Annotated in this window: 24 protein-coding genes; 10 read left to right on the top strand and 14 right to left on the bottom strand. The window is 65.9% G+C overall.

Annotated elements, in window-relative coordinates; translation table 11 throughout:
* Positions 1–18: 18 nt before the first annotated feature.
* Positions 19–507: a MarR family winged helix-turn-helix transcriptional regulator gene (locus tag CH289_RS10580; RefSeq protein ID WP_019663687.1), complete on the bottom strand. Its 489-nt coding sequence runs from the start codon at positions 505–507 to the stop codon at positions 19–21.
* Between the two features lie 93 nt (positions 508–600).
* Here CH289_RS10580 and CH289_RS10575 point away from each other — a divergent pair, with 93 nt between their 5' ends.
* Genes CH289_RS10575 through CH289_RS10565 form a run of 3 tightly spaced genes read left to right on the top strand, consistent with a single transcriptional unit; the run spans position 601 to position 3,783 of the window.
* Positions 601–1,710: an AbrB family transcriptional regulator gene (locus CH289_RS10575; protein WP_026347539.1), complete on the top strand. Its 1,110-nt coding sequence runs from the start codon at positions 601–603 to the stop codon at positions 1,708–1,710.
* 53 nt (positions 1,711–1,763) lie between these two features.
* Positions 1,764–3,233 carry an MFS transporter gene (locus CH289_RS10570; RefSeq protein ID WP_255182838.1) on the top strand — a complete coding sequence of 490 codons (1,470 nt, stop codon included), beginning with the start codon at positions 1,764–1,766 and terminating at the stop codon, positions 3,231–3,233.
* Entirely contained in the window at positions 3,223–3,783 is a 561-nt protein-coding gene (locus tag CH289_RS10565; protein WP_026347538.1) for a TetR/AcrR family transcriptional regulator, read from the top strand. Before CH289_RS10570 ends, CH289_RS10565 begins: the two co-directional genes overlap by 11 nt.
* Positions 3,784–3,801: 18 nt before the next feature.
* Here the strand turns inward: CH289_RS10565 and CH289_RS10560 are convergent, their stop codons facing one another.
* The 3 genes from CH289_RS10560 to CH289_RS10550 form a co-directional block, all read right to left on the bottom strand.
* Positions 3,802–4,737 carry an ABC transporter substrate-binding protein gene (locus CH289_RS10560; protein WP_051104815.1) on the bottom strand — a complete coding sequence of 312 codons (936 nt, stop codon included), beginning with the start codon at positions 4,735–4,737 and terminating at the stop codon, positions 3,802–3,804.
* 74 nt (positions 4,738–4,811) lie between these two features.
* Positions 4,812–6,830, bottom strand: a complete 2,019-nt coding sequence (locus CH289_RS10555; RefSeq protein WP_306427520.1) for a neutral/alkaline non-lysosomal ceramidase N-terminal domain-containing protein — start codon at positions 6,828–6,830, stop codon at positions 4,812–4,814.
* Between the two features lie 45 nt (positions 6,831–6,875).
* A complete protein-coding gene (locus CH289_RS10550; protein WP_019663681.1) occupies positions 6,876–7,250 on the bottom strand; it encodes a winged helix-turn-helix transcriptional regulator in 375 nt (124 codons plus the stop codon).
* Positions 7,251–7,360: 110 nt separating this feature from the next.
* On the opposite strand from CH289_RS10550, the gene CH289_RS10545 reads away from it, so the two are divergent.
* A complete protein-coding gene (locus tag CH289_RS10545; protein ID WP_026347536.1) occupies positions 7,361–8,206 on the top strand; it encodes an SDR family oxidoreductase in 846 nt (281 codons plus the stop codon).
* A gap of 31 nt (positions 8,207–8,237) precedes the next feature.
* Here CH289_RS10545 and CH289_RS10540 read toward each other — a convergent pair whose 3' ends face one another.
* Complete coding sequence (locus tag CH289_RS10540; RefSeq protein ID WP_037184718.1) at positions 8,238–9,608, bottom strand: FUSC family protein; 1,371 nt, start codon at positions 9,606–9,608, stop codon at positions 8,238–8,240.
* Positions 9,609–9,682: 74 nt separating this feature from the next.
* Between CH289_RS10540 and CH289_RS10535 the strand changes: the two genes are divergently transcribed.
* Positions 9,683–10,192, top strand: a complete 510-nt coding sequence (locus CH289_RS10535) for a MarR family winged helix-turn-helix transcriptional regulator (RefSeq protein WP_019663678.1) — start codon at positions 9,683–9,685, stop codon at positions 10,190–10,192.
* A 91-nt stretch (positions 10,193–10,283) separates the two neighbouring features.
* On the opposite strand, the gene CH289_RS10530 is transcribed toward CH289_RS10535, so the two are convergent.
* Positions 10,284–10,895, bottom strand: a complete 612-nt coding sequence (locus CH289_RS10530) for a lipocalin family protein (RefSeq protein ID WP_026347535.1) — start codon at positions 10,893–10,895, stop codon at positions 10,284–10,286.
* 5 nt (positions 10,896–10,900) lie between these two features.
* Entirely contained in the window at positions 10,901–12,895 is a 1,995-nt protein-coding gene (locus CH289_RS10525; RefSeq protein WP_019663676.1) for an MMPL family transporter, read from the bottom strand.
* A 169-nt stretch (positions 12,896–13,064) separates the two neighbouring features.
* On the opposite strand from CH289_RS10525, the gene CH289_RS10520 reads away from it, so the two are divergent.
* Positions 13,065–13,583: a MarR family winged helix-turn-helix transcriptional regulator gene (locus CH289_RS10520; RefSeq protein WP_170945164.1), complete on the top strand. Its 519-nt coding sequence runs from the start codon at positions 13,065–13,067 to the stop codon at positions 13,581–13,583.
* Here CH289_RS10520 and CH289_RS10515 read toward each other — a convergent pair.
* Positions 13,580–14,761: a zinc-dependent alcohol dehydrogenase gene (locus CH289_RS10515; protein WP_026347533.1), complete on the bottom strand. Its 1,182-nt coding sequence runs from the start codon at positions 14,759–14,761 to the stop codon at positions 13,580–13,582. The genes CH289_RS10520 and CH289_RS10515 overlap by 4 nt on opposite strands.
* 243 nt (positions 14,762–15,004) lie before the next feature.
* Here CH289_RS10515 and CH289_RS10510 point away from each other — a divergent pair, with 243 nt between their 5' ends.
* A complete protein-coding gene (locus tag CH289_RS10510; RefSeq protein ID WP_256977120.1) occupies positions 15,005–15,406 on the top strand; it encodes an STAS domain-containing protein in 402 nt (133 codons plus the stop codon).
* 33 nt (positions 15,407–15,439) lie between these two features.
* On the opposite strand, the gene CH289_RS10505 is transcribed toward CH289_RS10510, so the two are convergent.
* From CH289_RS10505 to CH289_RS10485, 5 genes are all read right to left on the bottom strand, one after another.
* A complete protein-coding gene (locus CH289_RS10505) occupies positions 15,440–17,026 on the bottom strand; it encodes a phytoene desaturase family protein (protein ID WP_179276786.1) in 1,587 nt (528 codons plus the stop codon).
* 61 nt (positions 17,027–17,087) lie between these two features.
* The gene (locus CH289_RS10500) at positions 17,088–17,720 is read right to left on the bottom strand and encodes an ANTAR domain-containing protein (protein WP_019663671.1); all 633 of its coding nucleotides are present in this window, start codon (positions 17,718–17,720) and stop codon (positions 17,088–17,090) included.
* 188 nt (positions 17,721–17,908) lie between these two features.
* Positions 17,909–18,292, bottom strand: coding sequence for a universal stress protein (locus CH289_RS10495; RefSeq protein ID WP_019663670.1), 384 nt, complete (start codon positions 18,290–18,292; stop codon positions 17,909–17,911).
* 26 nt (positions 18,293–18,318) lie between these two features.
* Positions 18,319–19,716: a CitMHS family transporter gene (locus CH289_RS10490; protein WP_019663669.1), complete on the bottom strand. Its 1,398-nt coding sequence runs from the start codon at positions 19,714–19,716 to the stop codon at positions 18,319–18,321.
* 55 nt (positions 19,717–19,771) lie between these two features.
* Positions 19,772–20,767 carry a Bug family tripartite tricarboxylate transporter substrate binding protein gene (locus tag CH289_RS10485; RefSeq protein ID WP_230594274.1) on the bottom strand — a complete coding sequence of 332 codons (996 nt, stop codon included), beginning with the start codon at positions 20,765–20,767 and terminating at the stop codon, positions 19,772–19,774.
* Between the two features lie 119 nt (positions 20,768–20,886).
* On the opposite strand from CH289_RS10485, the gene CH289_RS10480 reads away from it, so the two are divergent.
* Together CH289_RS10480 and CH289_RS10475 are read left to right on the top strand one after the other, a co-directional pair.
* Positions 20,887–22,431: a sensor histidine kinase gene (locus CH289_RS10480; protein ID WP_094727871.1), complete on the top strand. Its 1,545-nt coding sequence runs from the start codon at positions 20,887–20,889 to the stop codon at positions 22,429–22,431.
* 2 nt (positions 22,432–22,433) lie between these two features.
* A complete protein-coding gene (locus CH289_RS10475; RefSeq protein WP_026347531.1) occupies positions 22,434–23,096 on the top strand; it encodes a response regulator in 663 nt (220 codons plus the stop codon).
* A gap of 4 nt (positions 23,097–23,100) precedes the next feature.
* On the opposite strand, the gene CH289_RS10470 is transcribed toward CH289_RS10475, so the two are convergent.
* The gene (locus CH289_RS10470; RefSeq protein WP_230594276.1) at positions 23,101–23,457 is read right to left on the bottom strand and encodes a DUF1801 domain-containing protein; all 357 of its coding nucleotides are present in this window, start codon (positions 23,455–23,457) and stop codon (positions 23,101–23,103) included.
* A 125-nt stretch (positions 23,458–23,582) separates the two neighbouring features.
* On the opposite strand from CH289_RS10470, the gene CH289_RS10465 reads away from it, so the two are divergent.
* Positions 23,583–25,415, top strand: a complete 1,833-nt coding sequence (locus tag CH289_RS10465) for an HNH endonuclease signature motif containing protein (RefSeq protein ID WP_094727870.1) — start codon at positions 23,583–23,585, stop codon at positions 25,413–25,415.
* The last annotated feature ends 288 nt before the right edge of the window (positions 25,416–25,703 follow it).

The raw sequence follows: 25,703 nt of genomic DNA, 5'->3' as shown, positions 1-25,703 counted from the left end.
AACGTCCCCGAGATCCGGTCAGGGTTGTCGGACGAGGGGCTCGGGACTTCTGGCCAGCTTCCACAGGATCGGGGCGGCGAGGTGCAGGACATCGCGTTCCAGTTGGGTCAGTTCCTCGCTCATAGCGTCGGCGAGCCAACTGTCGCGCTGTTCGCGGTCCGCTGCGACGAGTTCGGTGCCGGAGTCGGTGATGCGAATCAGCAGGCGCCGACGGTCGCCGGGATCGGGGCTTCGGGTGATGAACCCTTCGGCCTCGAGTGCATTCAGGTTGCTGGTGAGGGATTGGATCCGCACGCCTTGCATCGCGGCGAGGTCGACGGGTGCGCTGGACCCTCCGCTGCGTTCCACGTCGCCGAGCACCTGCATCTGGCTCGGCGTGAGGTAGTGCCGGGGGCGTTGGCGTCGGAGCCTGCGTGTCAGGGCGAGCATCGCCTCGCGCAGCTCGGTCGCGTGCGGCGGACTCACCTCCGCGCCGGCAGGTTTGATGGCGATGTTGTCGATGCTCATGCGTTCCGACCCCGTTCTTGGTAAGGGTGTACGTACCTTTAACAGCCTTCGAATCGATTATGTGCGTCCCAATGATAAGAGTAGGCTTAGCGTGTGCGAAAACTTGGGTACACGCTGCAGCGAGCTGTGAGGCTGTGGGTGGGCCTCGTACTCGCCACCGGGGTGGTGTGGGCGGTTCTGGCCGTGGCCAAGCTGTCGGCAGCACCGTTGTTCGCCTCGCTCGTCGTCGCGGCCGTGTTCGCGGTGAGGGGGTACGGACCCAGTAAAGTGCCGAGGCCTGCGGGTATGGCAGCGCAGGGCATTCTGGCGGTCAGCATCGGATTCATGATCGACACGGAGACGCTGTCCGCGCTCGGGGCGAACTGGCTTCCGGCGCTTGCCGTATGTCTTGCCACGTTGATCGTCAGTGTCGGCGCCGGAGTGCTACTCGGCGCCCACCGCGACGTCGACGTGCTGACCGGCGCACTGTCGATGATCGCCGGGGGTGCTCAGGGCCTCGTCGCGATCGCCCGAGAACTCGGTGGTGACGAGCGGATCGTCGCCGTCGTGCAGTACGTCCGCGTCGGTCTGATCATCGTCACCATGCCGTTGGTTGCGACGCTCGTGTTCGGTGCCGGCTCGTCGGGCGGCGCGCTGGGTTCGGGTGACGGTAGCCCGCTCTACGTGGACCTTCTGGTGGTGCTCGGGTGCATCGTCGTCGGAATCGGGGGTGCCCGCCTGATCAGGTTGCCCGCGCCTGCCACGCTCGGGCCGCTGGTGGCGTCGGGCGCGCTGGAGTTGTCGGGGTGGATCGACTCGGTGTCCGCGCCGATGGTCCTGCTGCCGATCGCGTTCGTGCTGATCGGTTGGCAGGCGGGCCTCGCTTTCACCGGTGAGAGTGTGCGGGCGGTCGGCCGGGTGTTGCCGTGGGCGATCCTGCTCATCGTGATCCTCGGCGTCGTCTGCGCGCTGCTGGGCCTCCTGCTGTCCCACCTGACCGGGATCAGTCTGCTCGAGGGATACCTCGCGACGACGCCGGGTGGTCTGTCGGCGGTACTGGCCGTGTCCGCTGCCAGTGGCGCCAACGTCACGTTCGTGGCGGCGGTGCAGGTGATTCGGTTGGTCATCATGCTGTTCGCCGCGCCGTTCGGGGCCAAGGCGTACCTGGCGGTCAGGGCGCGGTCCGAGCGCAAGAAGCAGCGAGACGACGCCCTCGTGGGCTGACCGTCACTTCTGTCGATTGGGTGATGAAAGAGGAAGTCGCTTATCATCAGCCGATGACATCGACCGGTGACATACGCGATGCCCCAGTCGGTACGCGCAGCCGACTGCTCGTACCTGTCCTGATCGCGATCTGCACCATCGTGGCTGTCGTCAGCAGTGTCGGTGCACCGCTCATCCCGACGGTGGCCGAGACGTACGGCGTGTCCTTCACCGGAGCCCAGTGGTCGTTGACCATCACCATGCTCACCGGCGCCGTGACGGTTCCCGTACTCGGACGGCTCGGCGACGGGCCCAGGCGTCGGGAAGTGCTGATCGGTGCCCTGGCCGTGGTCCTGCTGGGATGCATCTTCGCGGCCGTCCCCGGTAACTTCGCCCTACTGATCGTCGGGCGTGGTCTACAAGGAATCGGGCTCGGCCTGATGCCTCTGGCCATGGCCATCGCCCGCGACCACCTGGACCCGCCGCGGGCCCGCTCGTGTGTCGCGGCACTGTCGGTGACCGCCGTCGCCGGTATCGGCCTCGGATATCCGTTGACCGGCGTCATCGCCCATGTCTGGGGATTTCACGCGTGCTTCGTCGTGGCCGCACTGGCGTCGGCGCTGGTTCTCGTGTCGGCCGTCGTCGTCGTACCGAGCAGCGGGCACCTGACGCGGCACCGGCTCGACGTGACGGGCGCCCTCGTGCTGGGCGCAGGCCTGACGTTCCTGCTCCTCGCGATCAGCCTCGGTGGGCAGTGGGGTTGGGGCTCACCGCTGCTCGTCGGTTCGTTCGCAGCCGCCGCCGGCACCCTCGCCCTGTGGGCTCGCCACGAACTGCGCACGCCGCACCCCATCGTCCAGCTTCGACTGCTGCGGAACCGGTCCGTACTCACCGCCGACGTCACCGGGCTGCTGGCAGGCATCGGCATGTTCGTGCTGTCCTCGACGGTCATCCGGCTGGTGCAGACCCCCACCGACACCGGGTACGGCCTCGGTCGGTCGGCCATGGTCGCCGGACTCGTCCTGGTGCCGTTCTCGCTGGCCAGTGTCGCCGCCAACCGTCTGCTGCCCGCAGCGAGCAGGGTCCTGCCGAAGAACCTGATCATGCCCATCGGTGCACTGGCATTCGTCGCCGCGCTCGTCGTCTTCCTCGTCGGTCGCTCGGAACTGTGGATCGTGTTCGCGGTGATGGGCATCGCCGGTCTGGGTGTCGGCTTCACGTTCGCCGCCATGCCTGCACTCATCGTCAGTGCCGTTCCACAGCACGAGACCGGCAGCGCCCTCGGCGTCAACCAGGTCACGCGCACGGTGGGCGGTGCCATCGGAAGTGCGGTCAGTGCAACGGTTCTGGCGGCGTACACGGTGCCGGACACCCTGTACCCGACGGCCGACGGATACGAGGCCATCATCGTCGTCGGAGCCGTCCTGTGGCTCGTCACGGCACTGTTGGCAACGGTGCTGCCCTACGCCCGTCGGCGAGCGTCTCGAACACCGAAGGCGAACGGCAGCCCACGCGGTGATCTCGAGGTACGTCATGGGATCTGAGGGGCGAAGCAGGAATTCGGCGCGTACCAGGGCGGATTTGCTGGCTGCCGCGGCCGAGCTGTTCGGGCAGAGGGGATTTCAGAAAACGACCCTGCGTGACATCGGCGATCGTGCAGGCGTCGACCCGGCGCTCGTTGCACGATACTTCGGCAACAAGGCGGCGCTGTACCTCGCGACCCTCCCCACCGACGACACAGGCCCGGACCTCGCCGACATCGCCGATCCGTCGCGCATCGAGGACACGATCAGGAGGGTCGCTCGCCTCGGACCCGGACCGGTTCTGCATGCCGTCGTAGGCAAGCACGACGACCCGGACGTGCAGGCGACCGCAGCCGAGCGGGTGGACAAACGACTGACGGTAGGGCTCGAGAACCGGCTGCGCGCAGCCGGTGCCGGTAATCCGCGGCTACGTGCACAGGTGGCGGTCGCGGCGCTCTCCGGCATCGCGCTCGGCCGGGCCGCCGGCACGCTCGACGAACTGGCGACCGCGGATCAGGACGACGTCGTCGCCCTGACCGCACGGATACTCGGATCCCTGCTCGAGCCGTGAATTACGTCCAGAGATGCTTCAGGACTCCAGTACGTCGAGCATCTTGTTCGCTTTCATGATGCTGCCGAACAGGTAGGCGTTGGACGGCAGGTACTCGATTCGTCCCTGAAGGAGGCCGAACAGCGGGTTGGACTTGACGGTGTCGAGGAACTGGCCGGGCTCGGCCGCAGCACCGTCGGTGACGACGAAGATACGGTCGGCGTCGAGCAGATTCGTCTGCTCGAGGCTGACCTCGAAGAACGAATCCTCCGCTGTGCCGACGTCCTGGTACTCGGGCGAGCGGAAGCCGACTGCCTTCGGTGTGGTCCAGATGAACGAGCCCTCGTATCCCATGTAGTTCAACTTGTCCGAACGCACGCGGACGAAGCTGGCCGTGCCCGGGTCGGGACCGAGTTCCTGCCGCACCGCGTCGACGCGGGCCTCGTAGTCCGACAGCAGCGTGGCGGCCTCGTCCTGTTTGCCGAGGTGATCGCCGAGCAGCCGGAGGGTTTCCTTCCACTCGTTCGCGACATCCCCGACGGCGACGGTCGGGGCGATGCCGGAGACGTTGTCGTAGAACTCCCGCTGGGACTCGTCCTCACTGGTGACGATGATCAGGTCGGGGTTCGCGCCGATGACCTTCTCCACGTCCACGTTGGCCTCGGAATCGCCCACCGACGCGGCGTTCTCGGGAAGCTTCTCGGCGATGAAGTCCGGCCAGGTGCCGGTCGTCTTCGGAACGACCGTCGCGACGGGTTCGACGCCGAGAGCGAGGACCGACTCGAGCACGTTCCCGGCGTCGAGCACCACGACACGCTGCGGGTCCACCGGAATGTCCGTGGTGCCGTACAGGTGGGTCACGGTTCGAGTATCGGCGGACGAGGTCTCGTCTTCCTGCGGAGAGCTGCACCCGGCCAGGACTGCCACGCACACGAGGGATGCCGCGAACGTACTTTTGTAGACAACATTAGGCATGGCTTAGAAACTAGAGAGTGACTCCACTCGGACACAACTCGGCGCGGCTGACGTGACACGTCTCACTTCAAGCTTCAACCGACTTCGAACGGCGACGAGACCCCGGTGAACGGTGTCGGACGCCCAGCGAGATCGCGCGAGCTCCCGTAGAGCACCACCCGATACGAGCCCGCAGGCTGATCTGCCGGTATGTCCCACTCGACGGTCGTCGTGGTGATCGGCCCGGCGGCGTCGAAGAAGATCTTCGTGTACCAATCGCCGTCGTCGTATTCGCGAGTCCACGTACCCGCTCGGTCTCGCTCGATCGCGAGATAGGTGTCGTCGCGGCGTAGATCGGAGTTCGGGTTGGAACCGGAAAAACGAACCGACACCCGCTGCCCGACGCCGTATGCCGCGGCCGGTTGGGTCAGGACGTCGCCGAACGTGGTTCCGGGTGCGGCCACGTCGACGAAGGACAGTCCGCCGGGGGAGTTGGGAATCGATCCGGTGAGGTCTCGCTGGGGTTCTCCGCTCGGTACGGGTGTTCCGTCGCGGAGAGCGACGGCGAGTTCGGTCGCGATCTGCACGGTGGCGGGCAGTTGCCAGCGCCCGAATGCGGTGGCGCCGCCCTCGTAGTCCTGCTGGTCGTACTCTTCCGGAGTGGTGACGTAGTGGCCGTAGCCGTTGGTGTAGCCCTGGACGACGACGAGTTCGCGGTCGACTCCCAAGGTGTCCGCCAGCGCGGTCCGCAGGCGCGACCCGGCCATCACCGTCGGCTCGAACGGGCAGGAGAAGAGGTGGAATGCGCCCAGTCGTGCCAGATGAAACGGCAGGACCTGCTGTACGACACCAGGGATCAACCCGACGGGGAGTATCACGTCCTTGGGTGCGTGTGCGTCGCGCAACCACTGAGGCACGACAACCGAACCGATCGCTGCCAGAGCAGGATTGCCGCCGCGCTCGCCCTCCTGCAGTCCGAGCTCCGGCAGGCCGCCACCGTCCTCCTGGCTGGACGCGGCGAAGGCGGCACCGAGGGCCGCGGGGCTGGTGGTGTGGGTGCGGCCGTCGCCGGTGAACTCCGGTCGTACCGTGACGGACGCGAAGTCGACGTACGTTCCGCGCATCTCGATGCCGGACTGCAGTGCGGTGCCCGGTGCGCCGATCTGCGCACTCGCCGAATCGAATTGGCGTTCGCCGATGATGCGGGTGTTCTCGAACTCGTCGGCCGTCGGACCGGACCCGGGCTGCTTGTCGAGGTTCGGTGTCACATCGCCCGGTGTGCTCTGGCAGAACGCCGCGACGAACGACGGATCGCGGTAGTCGACGCCCGCGACCTCACGCTCCCAGTGCCACGCCGCGTAACCTTTGTTGTCGGTGCTCACCAGCAGATTGGTCGCCTTCATCGACGTACCGTGTGTGGCAAACCAATTGACGACGCCCGCGAGCTCACCGCGTCTGGACACCTGCAGCGTCACCGAGCGTGGATCGATCCGCCCCGGCAGTTCGGCGGCGTCGGGGTTCCTGTCGAACGCCTGCGGCGAACGGTTCACTCCGGCATCGGTCAGGGAGGATGCGGTGACGACGACATCCGAGGGCTGAATGTCGGCGTGTGCCCGCGTGATCGCGTCGACGATGCCGGAGACGTTGGCCTCGAACGTGATCGGACGGAATCCGAGTGTGGTGATGTCCACGAGGAGGTGCCCGTCGGTACCGCCGGGTGCAGCGTGGGTGTGGGTGGCCGACAGCAGGACGTTCCCGCGATGGTAGAGGTGCCCGTACCGAGCGTCGAGCCGAGTGAGCACCGCTTCGAGGATGCTCTCGAACATCAACCCGACCTCGCACGTCACGTGTACCAGGCGAGTGTCCGACGCCGGGTCGACGAAGACGAATGCCCGCGCGCGCTGCCGTAGATGAAGGCCTGCGCTCGATTGTTCCAGTACCGCATAGCCGTTCATGCCTGCGCCGAAGGGCTCACCCGTCATGTCGCCGATTCCGCGACCGACATGCAGTCCGGCGGGCGACGCCCATGCGGATGTCGATTCGCGCGTTGCAGTCGCCAGAGTTGCCACGCCGGCTGCAGCAAGGAATGTTCTTCTTGACGGATGCGAGGTCACCGGTGACACGCTATAGCCGCTGCTTCTTTCAGGCGCGCAAATCGCTCAGCGAGCGTCGTGCTGCGCGCGAGCGTCGAGAACGGCGGGGAGATTGGATTCGACCAACTCGATCAGGCCGACCAGTCGATCCGCGACGGAGCGGCCGAGTGGGGTGAGGCTGTATTCGACCTTCGGCGGGATCGATTCCAGGACCGTACGCAGGACGAATCCGTCGCGTTCGAGGGTCTGCAGCGTCTGGGACAGCATGCGCTCGCTGACTCCGTCGACCCGTCGCCGAAGGGCGTTGAACCTGTAGTCGCCTTCGGACAGAGCGGCGAGCGCGAGGATGCCCCAGCGGCTGGTGACGTTCTGCAGTGCTTCACGTGAGTGGCAGCCCCGCGCGAAGACATCGGCCTCGAGGGTCGGGTCCTGTTCGCTCATGTAGTCCAGGGTAGCGCATGCAGATGGATTAGCGCTGCATAAAAATGTTGCACTGTCGAAAAAGTAAGTGCATAGTGGTCGACGAACACCGACAACCGGAGGAACAAATCATGACCACAGCAGTTACCGGCGCAACCGGACACCTCGGCGCACTCGTCGTCGACGGCCTGATCGAACGTGGCACGGCCGCGGGCGACATCGTCGCCGTCGTCCGCGATGCAGCCAAGGCGCAGTCGCTCGCAGACCGGGGAGTCCAGGTGCGCGTCGCCGATTACGCCGACACCGACGCGCTGAAGGCAGCGCTCGCGGGCGTCGACAAGCTTCTGCTGGTTTCGGGGTCGGACGTCGGCCGGCGCATCGCGCAGCACGAGAACGTCATCGGCGCAGCCGAGGCTGCAGGCGTGTCGCTCATCGCGTACACCTCGTTGCTGAAGGCGGACACGTCCGGACTGAGCCTCGCACCCGAACACCTCGCGACCGAGAACCGCCTGGCCGAGTCCTCGATCCCCACCGTCGTGCTGCGCAACGGCTGGTACTGGGAGAACTACCTCGGCGCACTGCAGCAGGCAGCCGACAGCGGTGTACTGCTGGGCGCAGCGGGCGAGGGCAAGCTCGCGGCCGCGTCGCGCGCGGACTTCGCAGCCGCTGCGGTGGAGGTGCTCCTCGCCGCGGATCAGGGCGGCAAGGTCTACGAACTGGGCGGAGACGAGCGGCTCACCTACGCCGAGCTCGCCGCCGTGTTCACGCAGGTGTCCGGCAAGCCGGTCGAGTACAAGAACGTGTCGGAGGACGAGTACAAGGGCGTCCTCGAAGGAGCGGGCCTGCCCGGCTTCGTCGCCGAGATGCTGTCGAGTGCCGACGCGGGAATCGCGCGCGGCGAGCTCGACACGGACTCGGGCGACCTCCAGAAGCTGATCGGCCGTGCGTCGACTCCCGTCGCGTCCGTTCTCGGCTGACGGTAGGACGGAAGGGAAGCCGGGCGGACCGTCAGACCAGGTGGTGGCGGTCCGCCCGTTCCACCGTCAGGGCTGCAACGCAGATCCCGATGACCACCCCGACGAGCGTGTCCCCGATCCGGCTCACGGACACCGAGGGGCTCAGGTGCCCGGCCAGACCGGTCATGAGCAACGCCATCGGAGTGATCGCCAGCGAGGTCAGCGCGTAGTTCTTCATCACCAGAAGTTCGGCGGCGACCTGCATCACGACGATCACCACCACGGTCTCCCAGTACCCGAGTGACGACGCGATGAGCACCGCGGCGATCACGGCACCGCCGACGTTCCCCAACAACCGCTGGATCCCGCGCTGAACCGTGGTGCGGTAATCGATCCCGTGCATGGCGGCCATCGCACCCATGGTGGCCCACAGTGGGTGCTCGAACCCGAGCGCAGTCGCGCACAGGGCAGCCAGCGCGGCGGCGACGGTGATGCGCACGGCGCTCCGCACGATCGGTGTCGACGCCGCCTGGGTCACGCCCTCGGCGAAAAAATTCCGTGGTGTCGGGTGCGTCGGCGACTCGGCGGAGAACTCGCCTGCCGTCGGAACGCGGTAGCGACGCATTCTGCGCAGGTGCCGTTCGTGGGCCAGAACCTCGGCGGCGTGCGACGGATCCTCACCGCGGCTCCACGCGTCGAGCACCGCGTCGGCGTCGTCGAGAAGTGTGGTCAGACCGTGCCGATGCTCGCGGTCTCCGGGATCGAGCGCGACGACGGTCCGGGCGCGGGCGATCGCGGCTCGCGCGCCGGGTGCATCCCGACGGTCGAGTGCGGCGAGGGCTCGGGCGACGGCGAGCTGCGAGGGACCCGTCGGATGCAGGATCGCCGGGGCCATCGACAGCGTCCACCCGACGACAGCGCCGATGGCGACGGACACGAAGACAGTCCCGAGGTCACCGACCGCGTGCGAGAAGCCGACGGCTGCGGTCGCGGCGAAGATGAGAACGACCGCACCGGGACCGGTGATCGCGAACGCCGTGAGCAGCAAAGCCGCCACACCGGCCGCGACGGAGATGGCCAGCACCTGGATGATCGCCGACGTCGTTGCTGCTCCGAGTGCGGCGCCCAGCGTCGCGTACACGACGATGAGCGCCCCGACGAGCGCGATCTTTCCGGCCCGGCGTGGATACGGCTCGTACCGGCCGAAGGCCGAGCACAGCGCTCCGAGCGCAGCGAATCCCGCGAGGTCGTGGCGTCCGAGGATGCCGCCTCCCAGCAGGACGATCGCCACGGCGAGCCCGACGCGCACGGCGGGCGCGACGGTCGCGTCGGCCTTCCCGACGGTCAGTGCCTGGCGCCAGGTGCTGACCGCCACGGCATGGGCGAGGGCGGAACGAGTGTGGTCGATTCGGTCGAGAAGCACGGAGTCGAGCCTACAGATATTTCACTAGTAAAATAAACCGCGTGTCGGTGTGATCCTCGCCGTAGGGTGAAGTCATGATTCCGGCGCAGCGATCAGGTGGGGACTTCGTCGACGAGGTCAGGCGAGAGTGGACGGCCACTTTCCCCGACGTCGACACCTCCGCGATCGAGGTTCTCGCTCGTGTGGGTCGGATCGCCTCGCGGGCCAGCCACCTGCTCGACGCCACACTTGCTCCCGTCGGGGTCTCGCGCGCCGAATTCGACGTGATGAGCGCGTTGCGACGGGCTGGACGGCCGCTCCGCGCCAGCGAGGTCACATCGGTCACGCTTCTCAGCGGGGCGTCGACGACGAAGATCTCCGAGCGATTGGTCAAGGAGGGCCTGGTCGAACGCCGACGATTCGAGCGAGATGCCCGAGTGGTTCTTCTCGAATTGACCGACCGGGGAACCGATCTGGTGGACCGGGTATTTCCCGTCCGGCTGCAGCGAGACGAGGAACTCCTCGACGGGCTCGACGAGGACGAACTGCGCACTCTCGCAGCGCTACTGCGCAAGGTCGCTCTGAATGCCGACAAACCTGTGTGAGTGGAAATGCAGCGTCTTCTGGTCGCTCCGCTGGCTCTGCTCCTGGCCCAGGGCCTTTATTTCCACTCACCTAGGGGTCGGACCGAGGGGGTCAGACCGTGGAGAGGGGGCGGATGTCCGTCGCTCCGCCCGCGGTGGGCGAGGTCAGGATGAACGTCGAGTTGTATCCCTTGGACTCGACCACTGCCCGGATCTCACGGAACTTCTCGGTACTGACCTCGGGAGAACGCGAGAGGATGAAGCCCGACGTACGCAGCGGGTCGCCGACGAGCGCCCACGAGTAGTCGTCCGCGATGTAGGCGACGATGTAGTTGGTCGGCCCTTCCGGGTTCTCCTGCGTGGGCACGCCCGGGAAGCTCACGTGCAGTTGTGCATTGGTCACCGTGTCGTTCACCCGTGCATTACCGACGATGCGGTTCTGCTCACCCGTCCACGTGGTGCAGGTGTTCTCGACGCGGATGTTGGCCGGATCGATCAACTGGTAGTTGGCCTGGGTGTCGCGCGCGCACTCGAGGTTGAACGGCTGCGGAACCGCGGCGACCTGGTTCCAGGTTCCGAGATAGCGCTCGACGTCCAGCGACGGAATCGGGGTCAGTGGCTGCCATCCCGCCGATCCTGTGTCGGGTGCGGCCTGGGCCGGGCTGCCGACGAGGGCGAGTCCTGCGACGCAGGCTGCTGCCGCGATCGAAACACGTACCTTCATGAATCTCACTCCTTTGTTCCCACCAGTTCGGTTCTGCTGGAATCGATTCGGTTCGGCCACCATATCCCCGGGCCGACAAGGGTGAACAGTGCCGGTATGACCAGCGTGCGCACGACGAACGTGTCGAGAAGAATGCCGAACCCGACGATGATGCCCAACTGCGTCAGCGTGATCAGCGGTAGCACGCCGAGGACGCAGAACACGGCGGCCAACACGATGCCGGCGCTGGTGATGACTCCACCTGTCGCGCCGACGGCTCGAACGATGGCCGAGCGTGTGCCGTGACCGGGAACTTCCTCGCGCGTGCGGGTGACGAGGAAGATCGTGTAGTCCACACCGAGCGCGACGAGGAACAGGAACGCGTACAGCGGAACGTTGTCGTCGAGCGCCGGGAATCCGAACACGCTGCTGCTGAACCAGCTTCCGACGCCGAGCGCGGCCAGGGCGCTGAGCACCGTCGTGCCGACGAGTATCAACGGCGCGATCAACGAGCGCAGCAGTGCGATCAGCACGACGAGTACGACGATCAGGATCGCCGGGACGACGACCAGGCGGTCGCGTGCGGCGGCGTCGGATGTGTCGAGGGCCTGTGCGTCGCTGCCGCCCACCAGGGCGTCGGGGATGTCCGCGAACGCGGCACGCAGTTCCTCGACGGCGGCGAACGCGTCGTCCGAGGCAGGGGCGGCGTCGGTGACAACGGACCACTGAGTCAGGCCGGTCCCGGAATCCGCTCCGCGCGTGAACGAGTCGACGGAGGTGGCTCCGTCCAGCGCGGTTTCGATGCGCTCGGCGGAGTCGGTGGGTGCGACGACGGTCGTCGGATCGGCCAGTCCGGCCGGGAAGTGTTCCGAGAGTGTGTCGAAACCCTCGACGGATTCGGCGGTGACGCGGAACTGCTCGGTCTGGGACAGGCCGATTCCGGTGCCGAACAGTGCTGCAGCACAAGCGATCAGCGCGACGAGTGTGATGGATGCAGTGCGCGTCGGGTGGCGTGAGACCGCGGCAGCGACCGAGTGCCAGGCACCCGTCGTCGCGGTGTCCTTGTCCTCACCCTTGGGGATGAACGGCCAGAACAATTTCGGTCCGCACAGTGCGAGCAGTGGCGGTAGAACGACGAGGACGAACACGGCTGCGACCACGAGGCCCGCGGCGGCGAGGGCACCGAGGCTGCGGGTACTGGGCAGGATTGCGAGCAACAACGTCAGAAGCGCGAGGACGACGGTGGCGTTGCTGGCGAGAATGGCGGGCCCGGCGTGGCGAACGGCATGACGCAGTGCGTCGCGGTGGTCGTCGCGGGTGCGCAGCTCCTCTCGATAGCGCGAGATGAGAAGGAGCGCATAGTTGGTACCCGCGCCGAAGACGAGCACGCTGGTGATGCCGGACGTCGACCCGTCGAACGACAGGCCGGTCAGTTCCGCCAGTGCCGTGCCCACCGACGTGGCGACGCGGTCCCCGAGCCCGATGACCAGCAGTGGAACGAGCCACAGGATGGGGGAGCGGTAGGTCACGATGAGCAGGATCGCGACGACGAGTGCGGTGACGGCCAACAGGGTGAAGTTCGCGCCGGAGAAGGAGTTCGCGATGTCCGCGCCGAATGCGGGCCCGCCGGTGAGCTGCGCCTCGAGGTCCGAGGGGAGGCCGTCGACCGCCTTGTCGCGGAGCGAGGTGACGGTGTCGTTCAGGTCGAAGCCGGACAGGGAGCTGTCCACCTGCACGATGCCGAGGGTGGCTTTGCCGTCCGGCGCAGGTACCAGCGGTGACGCGGTGTCCGACAGGCGTGCGAGGGCCTGAGCGGCGGCATCGGTGTCGGCCGGGGTCAGGACACCGTCGTCGATGCGGCTCACCACGAGGATGACCGGCGCGGTCTCCGACCCCGGGAATTGGTCGAGTAGTTCGGTGACCTGCGCGGAATCCGCTTCGGGTGGCACCGAGGAAGGGGCTTGCCCGGCTGAGTCGTTCTCGCCCACGAGGCCCATGAAGGCGACGGAGAGAACGATCACGGCAAGCGACAGGGCCCACGAGCGTCGTGAGCTGACTATTCGGGCAAATCGAGTCCAGAAGTCCACCGGGCAACAATCTCACTAACTTAACAATTAAGCAACTGAGAGAACTCGCGCGTCTTCAGCGCGATAGTGTTGCCCAGGACCCGATGGAACGAAACCGAAGAAAGTGAACCCCGTGCCCGACCGCAGTACATCCGAGCGACGTGCATCCGAACGACGCGCGGAACTGGAGTCGATGATCTCGTCGGACGTTCGCGCCCTGTCGTCGGTGTCCGAGGAGATCGGCCGAGCGTTCGGGGCGCAACACGAGCTGCGGCCCAATGACTTTCGTGCGCTGCTGCTCATCATGGTCGCCGATGTCGAGGGTCAGCCGCTCACCGCGGGCGAGCTCGGCGGCCGGCTCGGATTGTCTTCTGCGGCCATGACGTATCTCGTCGAACGCATGATCTCGTCGGGACACATCCGGCGGGAAAAAGATGCGCACGACCGCCGCAAGGTGATCCTCCGGTACGACGAGCACGGCATGGAAGTCGCGCGCGGATTCTTCGGACCACTGGGGATCAAGACGTCGGCAGCCCTGGCCGACCTTCCCGACGGAGATCTGGCTGCCGCGCACCGGGTGTTCGCCGTGCTGATCGACGCCATGCGCGATCACCACGACGAACTACACGCCGGGCAGAACTAGGGCTTCAGCAGCACCTTCACGGCTCCGTCCTGCTTCTTCTGGAAGATCTCGTAGGCGTGCGGCGCCTGGTCGAGGGGCAATGTGTGGGTGGCGAAATCGTCGACGCCCAGGGGATCGTCGTCGGTCAGGAGCGGCAGGATGTCGTCGACCCACCGCAGCACGTTCGCTTGGCCCATGTGCAGCCGAATCTGCTTGTCGAACAATGTGAGCATCGGCAGCGGGTCCGCCATACCGCCGTACACGCCGCTCAGCGAGATGGTGCCGCCCCGTCGGACGATGTCGATGGCACTGTAGAACGCGCCGAGACGGTCCACGCCCGCCTTCTGCATCATCGGTCCGGCGATCGCGTCGGGGAGCAGAGACGTCACACTCTGGGCCAACTTCGCCACGGGAGACCCGTGTGCCTCCATGCCGACCGCGTCGACGACGGAGTCGGTACCGCGACCGTCGGTGAGGTCGCGGATGGCGTCGGCAAGATCGCCGCCCAGATCGTCGAAGTTCAATACCTCGATTCCGCGGTCCGCGGCACGCTGGAGTCGCTCAGGGACTCGGTCGACGCCGATGACTCGGTGGCCTCGGTGATGCGCGATGCGGGCTGCCATGTCGCCGATGGGGCCGAGTCCGAGCACCGTGACCGAACCTCCGTCGGGAATGTCGGCGTATTCCACCGCCTGCCACGCTGTGGGGAGCACGTCGGAGAGGTAGACGAACCGTGAGTCGTCCGGTCCGACGGGAACCTTGATGTGCGTGTTCTGCGCTTGCGGAATCCGAAGATACTCGGCTTGACCACCGGGAACTTGGCCGTACAGGCTCGAGTATCCGAACAAGGCGGCACCCATTCCCTGGTCGCGGACCTGCGTGGTCTCGCACTGGGTGTACAGACTCGAATTGCACATGTAGCAGTGACCGCACGAGATCTGGAACGGAACGACCACCCGGTCGCCGACCTTCAGATCGCCGACATCCGGCCCCACCTCCTCGACGATCCCCATGGGTTCGTGCCCCAGGATGTCGCCCTCGGACATGAACGCACCGAGCACTTCGTACAGGTGAAGGTCCGATCCGCAGATGTTCGTGGTGGTCACCTTGATGATCGCATCGGTGGGTTCCTCGATCCTCGGATCAGGCACGGTGTCGACGCTTACCTTGCGCTTTCCTTGGTATGTAACAGCTTTCATGGTCGTTCCTCGCTGGGTCGGAGACGGTCGAGCTCATGTCTCGGGTGCCCTGGGTAGGACGAGCCGAAACGCGGGTGTACGGGAAGCCCCCGGTGCCGTAGGGTTGGACGCGGTTGAGATAACAGCCGTTGTCGGAGGAGACTCCACGGGATAGCCCGGCGGCTTGTTCGGATTTGTGGCCGGCTCCGGTCACCCGCATCAGCTCGCTCAGTTTCCTCCCGATCGATCAACGATGGGATGGCTATGACTGTTACTCCACACGGTTTGAACGACGAAGGAACTACCCGGCCGCATGCTGCCACCGAAACTTCGGTCTCGGTTGCCGCGACAGGTGCCATTTTCAGCGCCTCCGCGGCCGGATCCAACTCTCTCGTCGTCAAAGTTCACGGCGACATCGATATGCGTAGCGCACCGATTCTGACGGATTTCGTTCTCAGTCGGGTCACCCCCGACGTCAGGATGATTCTCGATCTGTCGGATGTGGACTTCTTCGCAATCGCCGGATTGACGATCTTCACAGCACTGGACGAGGCACACCTGGACTGGTGCCTGGTCGAGGGGTACGCGGTGCACAGGTTGCTGCAGGCAGCAGCCGTCGTTCCCACGGCCCAGAGGTTCGACTCGGTCGAGAACGCGGTCCACTGACCGCCCGCTAGCAGATTCATGTAGGCACGCACTTCATCTGGTGACCAGCTCCAACAGGGAGCTGGTCACTTTTTTGCGTACAGGGCCGAGCAGGCCCGTCTGTCCAAGGGCAGCGCGAGCTGCGTTCATCCCGGCTGCGCCGTGCACCCCGCCACCGGGATGAGCGGACGAACTTCCCAGGAACAGCCCTTCGACGGGCGTCTCCGCCCGCCCCAGACCCGGCGTCGGCCGGAAGATCAGTTGCTGTTGCAGTTGCGCGGTCCCGCCGTTGACCGCACCGCCGAACAGGTTGGTGTTCTCGGCCGCCAGATCGGACGGGCGTTGAACGACCTCGCCGACGATCGATCCGCTGAAACCGGGTGCGTGTTCCTCCAGAACCGTCCGCACCCGAGCCGCGATGGTGTCGGCCGACGCGTCGTCGGTGACTCCGCGGGGAAGGTGCGTGTACGCCCATGCGCTCTCGGTCCCCGCCGGTGACCGAGAAGGATCCGCGGTGGTCATCTGGCCGAACAGCATGAACGGACGCTTGGGCAACACGTTGATCGACAGGTCCGTGGTCCACCGCAGCAGCCCGTCCTCGTCCGCACCCAAGTGGACGGTCCCCGCGTCGGACAGGCTCTTCGATCGCCACGGAATCGGACGGTCGAGCGCGTAGTTGACCTTCACCACCGGGGTGTCCCATTCGAACTTCGCCAGGTCGTCGTGCATGCGCTGCGGAATGGCGTCGTGTGGAAGCAGGTCCTGGTAGAGCATCGGCGCCGAGACGTCGGCGACGATCGCCTTACGGGCCAGGACTACGTCGCCCGACGCGGTGCGAACCCCGGTGGCCCGCCCGTTCGACGTGATCACCGACACCACGGGGGTGCCGCACCGGAGCTCGGCGGACCCGGCCCGACGAACCAGGGCGGCTGTCAGCTCGCCGGCTCCGCCGACCGGAACGGGGTAGCCGACGTCCTGAGCCATCATCGTCAGCAGATAACCCATCGCGCCGCTGACCGACGCATCCAGGGGTGCGTCGCCGTGCATCGCGTTCCCCAGCAGCAGACATCGGGCCGCGGAGCTGCGGAACGTCTCGTGCGCCATCGCACGTGCAGGCAGCGCCATGAACCGCGCGAACCGCAGCGTCTCCGCGGCACCGAGCTTTCGGGACAGCGACACACCGGCCTTGACGGGCGGAAACGGCGTGAAGAAGGCGTCGAGCAGCGGTTTCTTGATCTTCTGCCATTGCTCGAACAGAGCGAGCCAGGCATCGCCGTCACGCCGGTCGTGTTCGCTCAACGCGGCAGCGGTATCTGCGACGTCCCGCAGAACCGTCGGCGCATCCTCGTCGGCGGACGACCGCGCGTGGCCGTACGCCGCCGGGGACCGTGACCACCTCAATCCGTGGTCCTCCAACCCCAGCGCCGTCATCGCCGGAGACGACGCGCCGAGGGGATAGAACGCGCTGAACAGGTCACTGGTGAACCCGGGAACCAGTTCGGCGCTGCGTACCGCGCCGCCGGGAGCAGGCGCCGCCTCGACGATCACCACGTCCCATCCCGCGTCGGCAAGTGCGGCAGCAGCGACGAGGCCGTTGTGGCCTGCGCCGATGACAACGGCGTCGGCAGTGGTGGTGCTCATGCGGGAGGCGACCTTTCGCGAGTGTGCTGCCGGGTGCATGCCCCGCACGGGTGAGAGTCAATCAGGACTGGTCGCGGCCGACCGATTCGACGATCCGGTGAGCCAGGGTGTGCAGCTTGACGTTCTCGTTCTGCGATTGCAGCGACAGTACCTCGAAGGCGTCGTCCGCAGCGATGCCCCGGATCGCCATCACGATCCCCTTGGCCTGCTCGATCGTCGCTCGTGTCCGCATCGCCTCACGAAGTCCCGTGAGTTCGCGCTGCGCCTCGCTCGCACGTCGCGAGTTCCAGATGGCGCTCTCGACCGCGGTGACGAACACCTTGATCAGGATCTCGTCCGTCTCGGTGAACGTGTGGTCGGTGAAGCTGTAGACCTCGAGCGCACCGATCTGCGTCGTGTCGACAGAAATCGGCGCCGAGAGGCAGCCCGGCGCATCGAACTCGAGAACACGAGGGTCCGTGTACGCAACCGTCTTCGGAGTTCCGGTCGACTCGTCCACGAGCGTGACACCCGCCATGTCGGCACCCAGCACGGTGTCGACGACCTGGGTGCACACACTGTGCAGCAGCGTCTCGACCTGAGCGTGCGACAACAGAAGGTTGCGGAACGATTCGAGCCCCGGCTCGAGGGCTCCGTCCTCGTCCGCGCGCAGCTCACCGTCGCGCGGGTCGCAGACTCGCGGCGTCTCTTTCATGTCATCACCACACTCTTCGAGTGCACTTGCCGTGCCCTTGGATTGCCGGCGATGACTTCACCGAATGAGACTGGAAATATTACGACAACACCTGTCCGACTTCACGCACCAGGTCACCGGAGCGCCGTCGGATCGCACGCGAAAGGGCGGACCCGCGTGTCGGATCCGCCCCTTCGGTGCTGAGCGTGTTACCGGGATTTGACCAACAGGATCTCCACCGGTATCTCCAGCAGCAACCGCTGGACCGTCTGCCCCATCAGGAACTTCCCGACGGCGCTGCGGTGACGTGACCCGATGACCACGAGCTCCGCGTCGACCTTGTCGACCAGTGCGAGCAACGTGGACGTCGAATCGGGATCGGGAACTCCTACCTCGACCCGTGCACCCGGTGCCAGGGCGTGCACCGCGGTTTCGACCGCGGCAACCTCCTGCGCTTGGGCGCGTGGATCCGGTGAACCCGACAGTGCGTGGATCACAACGAGTTCGGTTCCTCTGGACTGCGACTCGCGGACACCTGCGGCGAGTGCGCTTCTTCCCTCGTCGGACTGATTGTGAACTACTACGACGGACATGTGCTTGACCTTTCGGTACGTGGGGATCAGCCGAACGGGATTTGGCCGAGGGCAACACCGACGACGAGCATGGTCAGGGAGATGACCGCTGCGCGCCACAGAACCTTGCGGTGATGGTCGGCGAGCGACACACCGGCGAGGGTCACGAGTAGCAGGATGGCGGGGACGAGGGGGCTCTGCAGGTGGAATGCCTGACCGGTGATCGACGCACGCGCCATCTCGACGGGCTCGATTCCGTACTGCGCAGCGGTTTCACTGAGAACCGGCAGAATGCCGAAGTAGAACGCGTCGTTGGTCATGAAGAACGTGAACGGAAGGGACAGAACGCCGGTGATGACGGCGAGGTACGGACCCATACCCGCCGGAATGACGTTGAGCAGCCACTCGGCCATGGCCTCGACCATGCCCGTTCCTTGGAACACGCCGGTGAGGATCGCTGCAGCGAGAACCATGGCGACGACGGACACGATCGACGACGAGTGCCGCGCGATGGCCTCGCCCTGCTCCTTGACCTTCGGGAAATTCACGGCGAGCGCGATCGACGCTGCGATCATGAAGAGCACCGGGATGGGGAGGATGTCCATGACCAGGACAACCAGCAATGCCACGGTCAGGGCAGCGTTGAACCACAACAACTTCGGACGCAGAGTATCGCGATTGGGATCGAGGCCGTCGATGAACTGACCGGCTCCGCCGTCGTGATCACTGCCCGTTCCGGCCGAGCCGCCGGTGTTCTTGGAGCCACCGGTGCCAGTGGAGCCGGTGCCGGTCGAGCCGCCTGCGTGAACGAGCTCGGATTCGTAGACCAACTTGCCGATTCGCTTGCGCTCCATCAGCCCGAGGTGCACCGAGAACAGCAGCACGATGACCAATCCGGCGATCAGCGAGGGCACCATCGGCACGAAGACCTCGGACGGCGAGATGCCGAGCGCAGACGCTGCCCGGACCGTGGGGCCGCCCCACGGGATGATGTTCATTGTTCCGTTGGCCAGACCGGCAACGACGGTCAGGATCACCGGGCTCACACCGAGTTTCAGGTACAGAGGCAGCATCGCGGAGGTGACGATGATGAATGTCGTCGACCCGTCACCGTCGAGGGACACGACCATCGCCAGAACGGCAGTACCGACGACGAGTTTCATCGGGTCGTTCCTGACGAGCTTCAGAATGCCCTTCACCAGTGGATCGAACAGGCCGACGTCGATCATGATCCCGAAGAAGATGATCGCGAAGAACAGCAGGGCAGCCGTCGGGGCGAGCGACTTGATGCCGTCGGTGATCATGTCGCCGATCCCGAGTCCCGCACCGGCCATGAGGCCGAACGCAACCGGCACCAACGTCAGCGCCACGACCGGGGTCGCGCGCTTGGTCAGGATCAGATACATGAAGACGGCAACCATGAGGAAGCCCAGTATCACGAGCATGGGTGTACTCCTTTGTGCGAGCAGGGTGAAACGTGGTGTCGGGTGAATCCGAACGTCAAGGGGTGACGGTCAGCGTCTCGTGGACGAATCGAGCTTGTTCGCCCAGGAACTCGGCGAAGTCGGAGCCGGTCAGTATCGAACTGCGCCAGCCGTTTCGGGTGAGGATGTCCTGCCATCGGCCGGACGTGTCGAGATCGCGGATGCGGTCGGTCCACGTCGTCGCCTGGTCCGGTGTGATGCCCGGCGGCGCGAGCAGGCCTCGCCAGTTGGCGAAGACGACGTCGACGCCGGCCTCACGTGCGGTCGGCGCGTCCACCACTGGCACCCGTTCGTCGGTGCTGATGGCAAGTGCCCGCACGGTTCCGGCGGAAATCTGGTCGAGATACTCGCTGACGCCGGTCGTCGCGACGTCGACGTCACCGGTCAGCAGAGCCGGAAGCAGTTGTCCGCCACCTTCGTACTGTCGATACTGCGACGCCGACGGGTCGACGCCGATGGCCCGAGCAAGAAGGATCCGGAACAGACCGTCGGGCCCACCCTCGGCGGAACCACCGGCAAAACTGAGCGCCGACGGATCGGCGCGCCACGCGTCGACCAGATCGTTCATCGTTCGAAGCGGCGAGTTCGCCGGAACCAGAACTACTTCCGGTTCCTCCAGCAACTTGGCGACGGGCGTGGCCTCGGACAACGAATTGTCGGACTCCGTCGTCTCCAGCGCGCCGATCAGACCGAGGCCCATGACCATCGCGAGATCGGGGTTACCGCGCTCGAGAGCCAACCGACCCAGGCCGACGATCCCACCCGATCCGGGCAGCACCACGACGTCGTAATCGGGGTCGGTGCTGCCGGGTGTTCCGCTACCCAGAGCTTGGGTGAGGTTCCGGGCCGTCAGGTCGTATCCGCCGCCGGCGTCGGACGGCACGACCAGTTGGACCCGAGGAGTGCCGTCTGCGCCGGCGAACACCGCAGGCTCGGAACTGCATGCGCCCACGAGAACGGCAACCGCGACGCACACGGCGCTGGTTGCTGATCGAACTCTCGTAGTAGGCACCATGGAAGTGAACAACACTTTGTGACTGCGGTCACCCTTGCGATCACAGTTTCTTTTGTGTCCATTGTGGTCGCGCCGAACTGCGCTCCACGCTCCTGGCCGCGCAGTAGGGTCTTTTGGTGCGCAGAACCACGCTGGCGGCCCAGTTGCTGAGGTTGCAGCTGCTGATCGTCGTGGTCGTTCTGGTCGCCATCGGCGGGTTGTCGCTCGCCCAGTCGTCCGCCGCGTTCCAACGGGACGCAGGCCGCCGCGCACAGTCGGCGGCGGAAACTCTCGCGGCGAACCCCGTCGTCCGTCAGCTGTTGCCGTCGGCCCAGCCTCGCATCCGAACCGGTCTGCAGAGCGCAGTCGAATCCGTACGCGCGGTCTCCGGCCTCGACTACGCGGCACTCTCGGGCGTCGACGGTGTGGTGGTGCTGTCCACCGTTCCCGAGCAAGTCGGGACGACCGTGCAGACCGGTGCGGACGGATCGAGGGTCGGGCTCACCGACACGGCGGCAGGCAAAGCGGTCGAAGCGCGGGTGCCGGTGCTCGACGACTCGGGAACACTGGTGGGAACGGCCGTCGTCGGCGACCGATATCCCTCGGCCGTGGACCGGTTCCTGCAATCGGCACCCAATCTGATCGTCTACCTGGCGGTCGCGTCGGTGCTGGGCGGGCTGGGTTCGGTACTGCTCGCGCGGAGAGTCAAGCGTCAGACCCTCGGCATGGAGGCCAGCGAGATCCTCGACCTCGTCGGGCAGCGTGAGGCGATGCTGCGGGGGCTCAAGGAAGGCGTCATCGCCCTCGACCCGAACGGCCGCGTCGTGCTGATGAGCGAAAGTGCGCACGAGTTGCTGCACATCGAATACGGAAGCAAGGGCGCAACCGTCGACGAGCTCGGGGTCACCGGTCGGCTTCGCGACGTCCTTCTCGGAACCGTGGAGACCTCCGACGAGATCGTGCTGGTCGGCGATCGAGTCCTGGTCCTGAACACAGTCCCCGTCGTCGCCGACGGCAAAGCGGTGGGAACGGTCACGACCTTCCGTGACCGCACCGAACTGACCGACGTCGAGGAGGAACTCGGAGTCACCAAGACCAGTTCGACGGCGCTGCGTGAACACATCCACGAATTCGACAACCAGCTGCACACCATTTCCGGACTGGTTCAACTGCACGAATACGACGAGGTGGTGCGCTACGTGGACGGCCTCACCGCGCGCCGCGAGGATGCGACGTCGGTGGTCACCGATTCCGTCGCCGACGTCAGTGTCGCTGCGCTCCTGATCGCGAAAATCGGTGCTGCCGCGCATCGTTCGGTGACCGTCGACATCGTCGAGGGGTCCGCTCTTCGATCGCACGGGGGAGCGTTGTCCCGAGATCTCTGCACTGTCCTCGGCAATCTCGTCGACAATGCCGTGGCGGCATCGAGTGGACGGGTACGGATCGCGTTGCACGAGAACAACGGTGACATCGTCGCCGAGGTATTCGACGACGGACCGGGCGTCGACGCGTCGGACACCACGAATATCTTCGAACAGGGCTGGAGCACCAAAGGGGCGGCATCGACCGGTCATGGCTTCGGTCTCGCGCTGGTCCGGCTCGCGTGCAGGCGTCGGGGCGGCGACGTGACCGTCGGAAAGGACGGCGAGTGGACGGTGTTCCGCGCGATGATGAAGGAGTGAGTGTGATTCGGGTTCTTGTCGTCGACGACGACTTCATGGTCGCCAAGGTGCATTCGGGGTTCGTCGGGAAGGTCGACGGCTTCGAGGTCTGCGGCGTCGCCCACACGTCCGAGTCCGCGATCGACGCAGTGTCCGCTCTCCGGCCGGACCTCGTGCTGCTCGACGTGCACCTGCCCGGTGCCAGCGGTCTGGACCTCATCGGGACGTTCCGAGAGTTGGTGCCGGACCTCGACATTCTCGTCATCACCAGCGAACGAGAAGTCGCGTCCGTGCAGAAAGCGCTCCGGAGCGGCGTCGTGCATTACCTGATCAAGCCGTTCAAGTTCTCCGTGCTGCAGGCGCGGCTGGAGCAGTACCGAACCACGCGGCAAACCCTCGGGTCCTCGGCGGAGGCGGAACAGGCCGCCGTCGACAAAGCGTTCGGCATAACCGGTTCCGGCCAGGACCTTCCCAAGGGTCTGAGCCGCGTCACGCTGGATCTGGTCGAACTCAGACTTCGTGACGTCGAACGGCCGGTGTCGGCCACCGAGATGTCCGAGCGGTCGGGGATCTCCCGATCCAGCGCCCGGCGATACCTCGAGTACCTCGCGGGCATCGGACGCGTCGAGGTATCCCTGGACTACGGGAACGTCGGGCGGCCCGAAAGGCTCTATCTGCGTAAGTAGTCCATCACTCGACTGCCCGTCGGACAATGGCTGCGATCTTCTTCTCCGTCGCGTCGTCGAGCTCCGTCAGAAACCATCCCGACGGCATCAACAGGTCGTCTGCATCGTCCGGCGCGGACACGTTCGCCTTCTCCGACAACCCGAATGCAATGTACTTCTCTGCGATGAAGTGGCACAGAATCGGGCCCTTTCCCTTCGCGTATCCCGGCATTCCGTAGAACAATCGAGGTTGCAGCTCCGGTGCCGCAGCCAGAATCACCTCGTGCAGCCTGCGCCCCACGGAGTCGTACGGCGCGGGGTACGAGGCAATCTTCTCCAGTACTGCAGCGGTGGGGTCCTGTGTCGATTTCTTGGCCGGCATGCACGTCATCATTCCCCACTTCGGTAGTTTTTTCGTCCGTGTCGGACCCTCTCGGTATATTCGAAAGTATGTTCGATTCGGGGGTTTCGGCGGGATCGAGTACTGCGGGGTCGAGTACGGCGTGCGTGGCCGGATTGGCAGGCTACGCCGCAGTGTGCCGGGTACGGGAGAACATCGCCCGCGCCAGAACGGTGGAAGCGGTGTGCGAGATCGCCGACATCCGCCTCACCGACGCCGACACCACCACCACCGCCGCCGACAACACTGGTGGTGATCCGTTGACCGTTCTGGCGCAGGTGGTCACCGAGGTGGCGGTGACGCTGGGCCTGTCGCAGAGCGCCACGAGACCGTTGCTGACCGTCGGGCAAGAGCTGTCGCGGATGCCGCTCACGGCGCTGCGGTTCGTCTTCGGCGGCGTCGACTGGCCGCGGATCCAGGTGTTGACTGCCGTGTTGGGGAAGGCATCCGATGCCACCATCGCGGCTCTGGAATTCGAGGCTGTCGCTGCGGCGGAACGGTTGACGCCGCGGTCACTGCGACTGTGGTTGTGGCGACTGTGGTTCGCCCACGACCGGGACGAAGCCGCGGCCGCGCAGGAGAGCACGGTGCGCAGTAGCCGGGGGATGCGGGTGCGCCGCGACTGCGGCGGGGCATCGGTGCTCGAAGCGATCGTCACCGACCTCGAAGGCGCCGAAGTCGACGCATTGGTGACCGAGATCGCCGCAACGGTCTGCCAGCAAGACCCCAGATCGAGCACAGCGCTACGCGTCGATGGGTTGATGGCGTTGATCCACGGCGAACACGCCCTCGAATGCCACTGCGGCCGCGGTGAACGATGCCCGCTGGACGGTGCAGCAGACCGACCCGATCCTCGGCGGGGTCCGCTGGTGCAGATCCTCCTCGACGCCGAAACACTGCTCGGCTTACGCCAGAACCCCGCCGTACTGGCCGACGGAACCCCACTCGACCCGGAACTGGCCCGGCTCATCGCCACCGACGCCCACTGGCAAGGCCTGCTCACCGAACTCCACGACGTCCTCACCGCCCGAACACCACACACCCACCAACCCAGCCCAACCGAAACACAGACACAGGACGCGGACAAGACCGCTGCCGCGACGAATCAACGACAAGTACCGAGAAAAATGCTCTCGTCCCTACGGATTCGGGTGCCGCGCCTGATCCACCGCGGCCGGATCCGCCGAGCAGGAACCGTACCCACACCCACCAGCACACCCACCAACGGCAGAGGCATGCCCAACCACACCGGTCTGCCCAATAACACTGGTCTGCTCAGTGACACCGTTCGCGCGCAGATCACTGCGACGCTCTTGGCAGCGATCACCGCCGACCCCACCCTCGCTGCAGGACCCCACCCCGACGGCCACGGAGGCGACACCGAACCACCACCCGGCGCCCTGACCTACCGACCCACCACCGACCTCGCCGCCCGCGTACGCATGACATACCGCACCTGCACCCACCCCGGATGCGACGTCCCCTCCGCCGACTGCGAACTCGACCACATCGTCCCCTACGACCACCACGCCACCCACCGCGGCGGATGGACCATCGAGACCAACCTCCACCCCGTCTGCACCGCCCACCACAAACACAAAACCGCCAACGCAGCCACCGTCGCCTACCTCGCCGGCGGCATCATCCTCTGGACCCACACCACCGGCACCCGCACCCTCACCTTCCCCGAACTCGGATGCCCCACCACCGCACGCACCCGCCGACACCGACGCGGGCGACCCGTCCCCGAACCCGACACCACCACACCCACCTGGTGGGAACAACACATGTCCCCCGCCACACCCGAACCCACCACCGCAGACCTCCGACACGCACCCACCGACACCGCCCGCACCCGAATCCGACTCCTCCGCCGAAAACTACGACAACACAAAACCATCCAACACCTCCGCGAACGAAAGAAACCACCACCCTTCTGACGTCCGAGGACGTTAGGGTGACCTGCGGAAGGCCGCCACATGCAATTGACGTCGCAGGAGGACATCAACCGTCGGGGGCTGCGAGCACGGGACGCGATGGACCGCCGGCCGACGTTGCCGACACTGTGTGCGAACGGGGCTCGTGCGACTAAAGTGTCGGGATGTGAGGAGCGCAGACATCAACCCCACATTGCCCCTCGGCATCGATTTACTCTGGGCTGCAATTGTGTTGGCGTGCTTGTCGTTGACCATCGTTGCGTGGGTGTCCATCCTGGCTCGGCGGTGAAC

Origin of the sequence: Rhodococcus sp. RS1C4, assembly GCF_002258225.1 — a bacterium.
GTDB lineage: Bacteria > Actinomycetota > Actinomycetes > Mycobacteriales > Mycobacteriaceae > Rhodococcoides > Rhodococcoides fascians_E.
The sequence above is the reverse complement of the archived record's forward strand: the minus strand, read 5'-3'. Positions and strand labels throughout refer to the sequence as shown.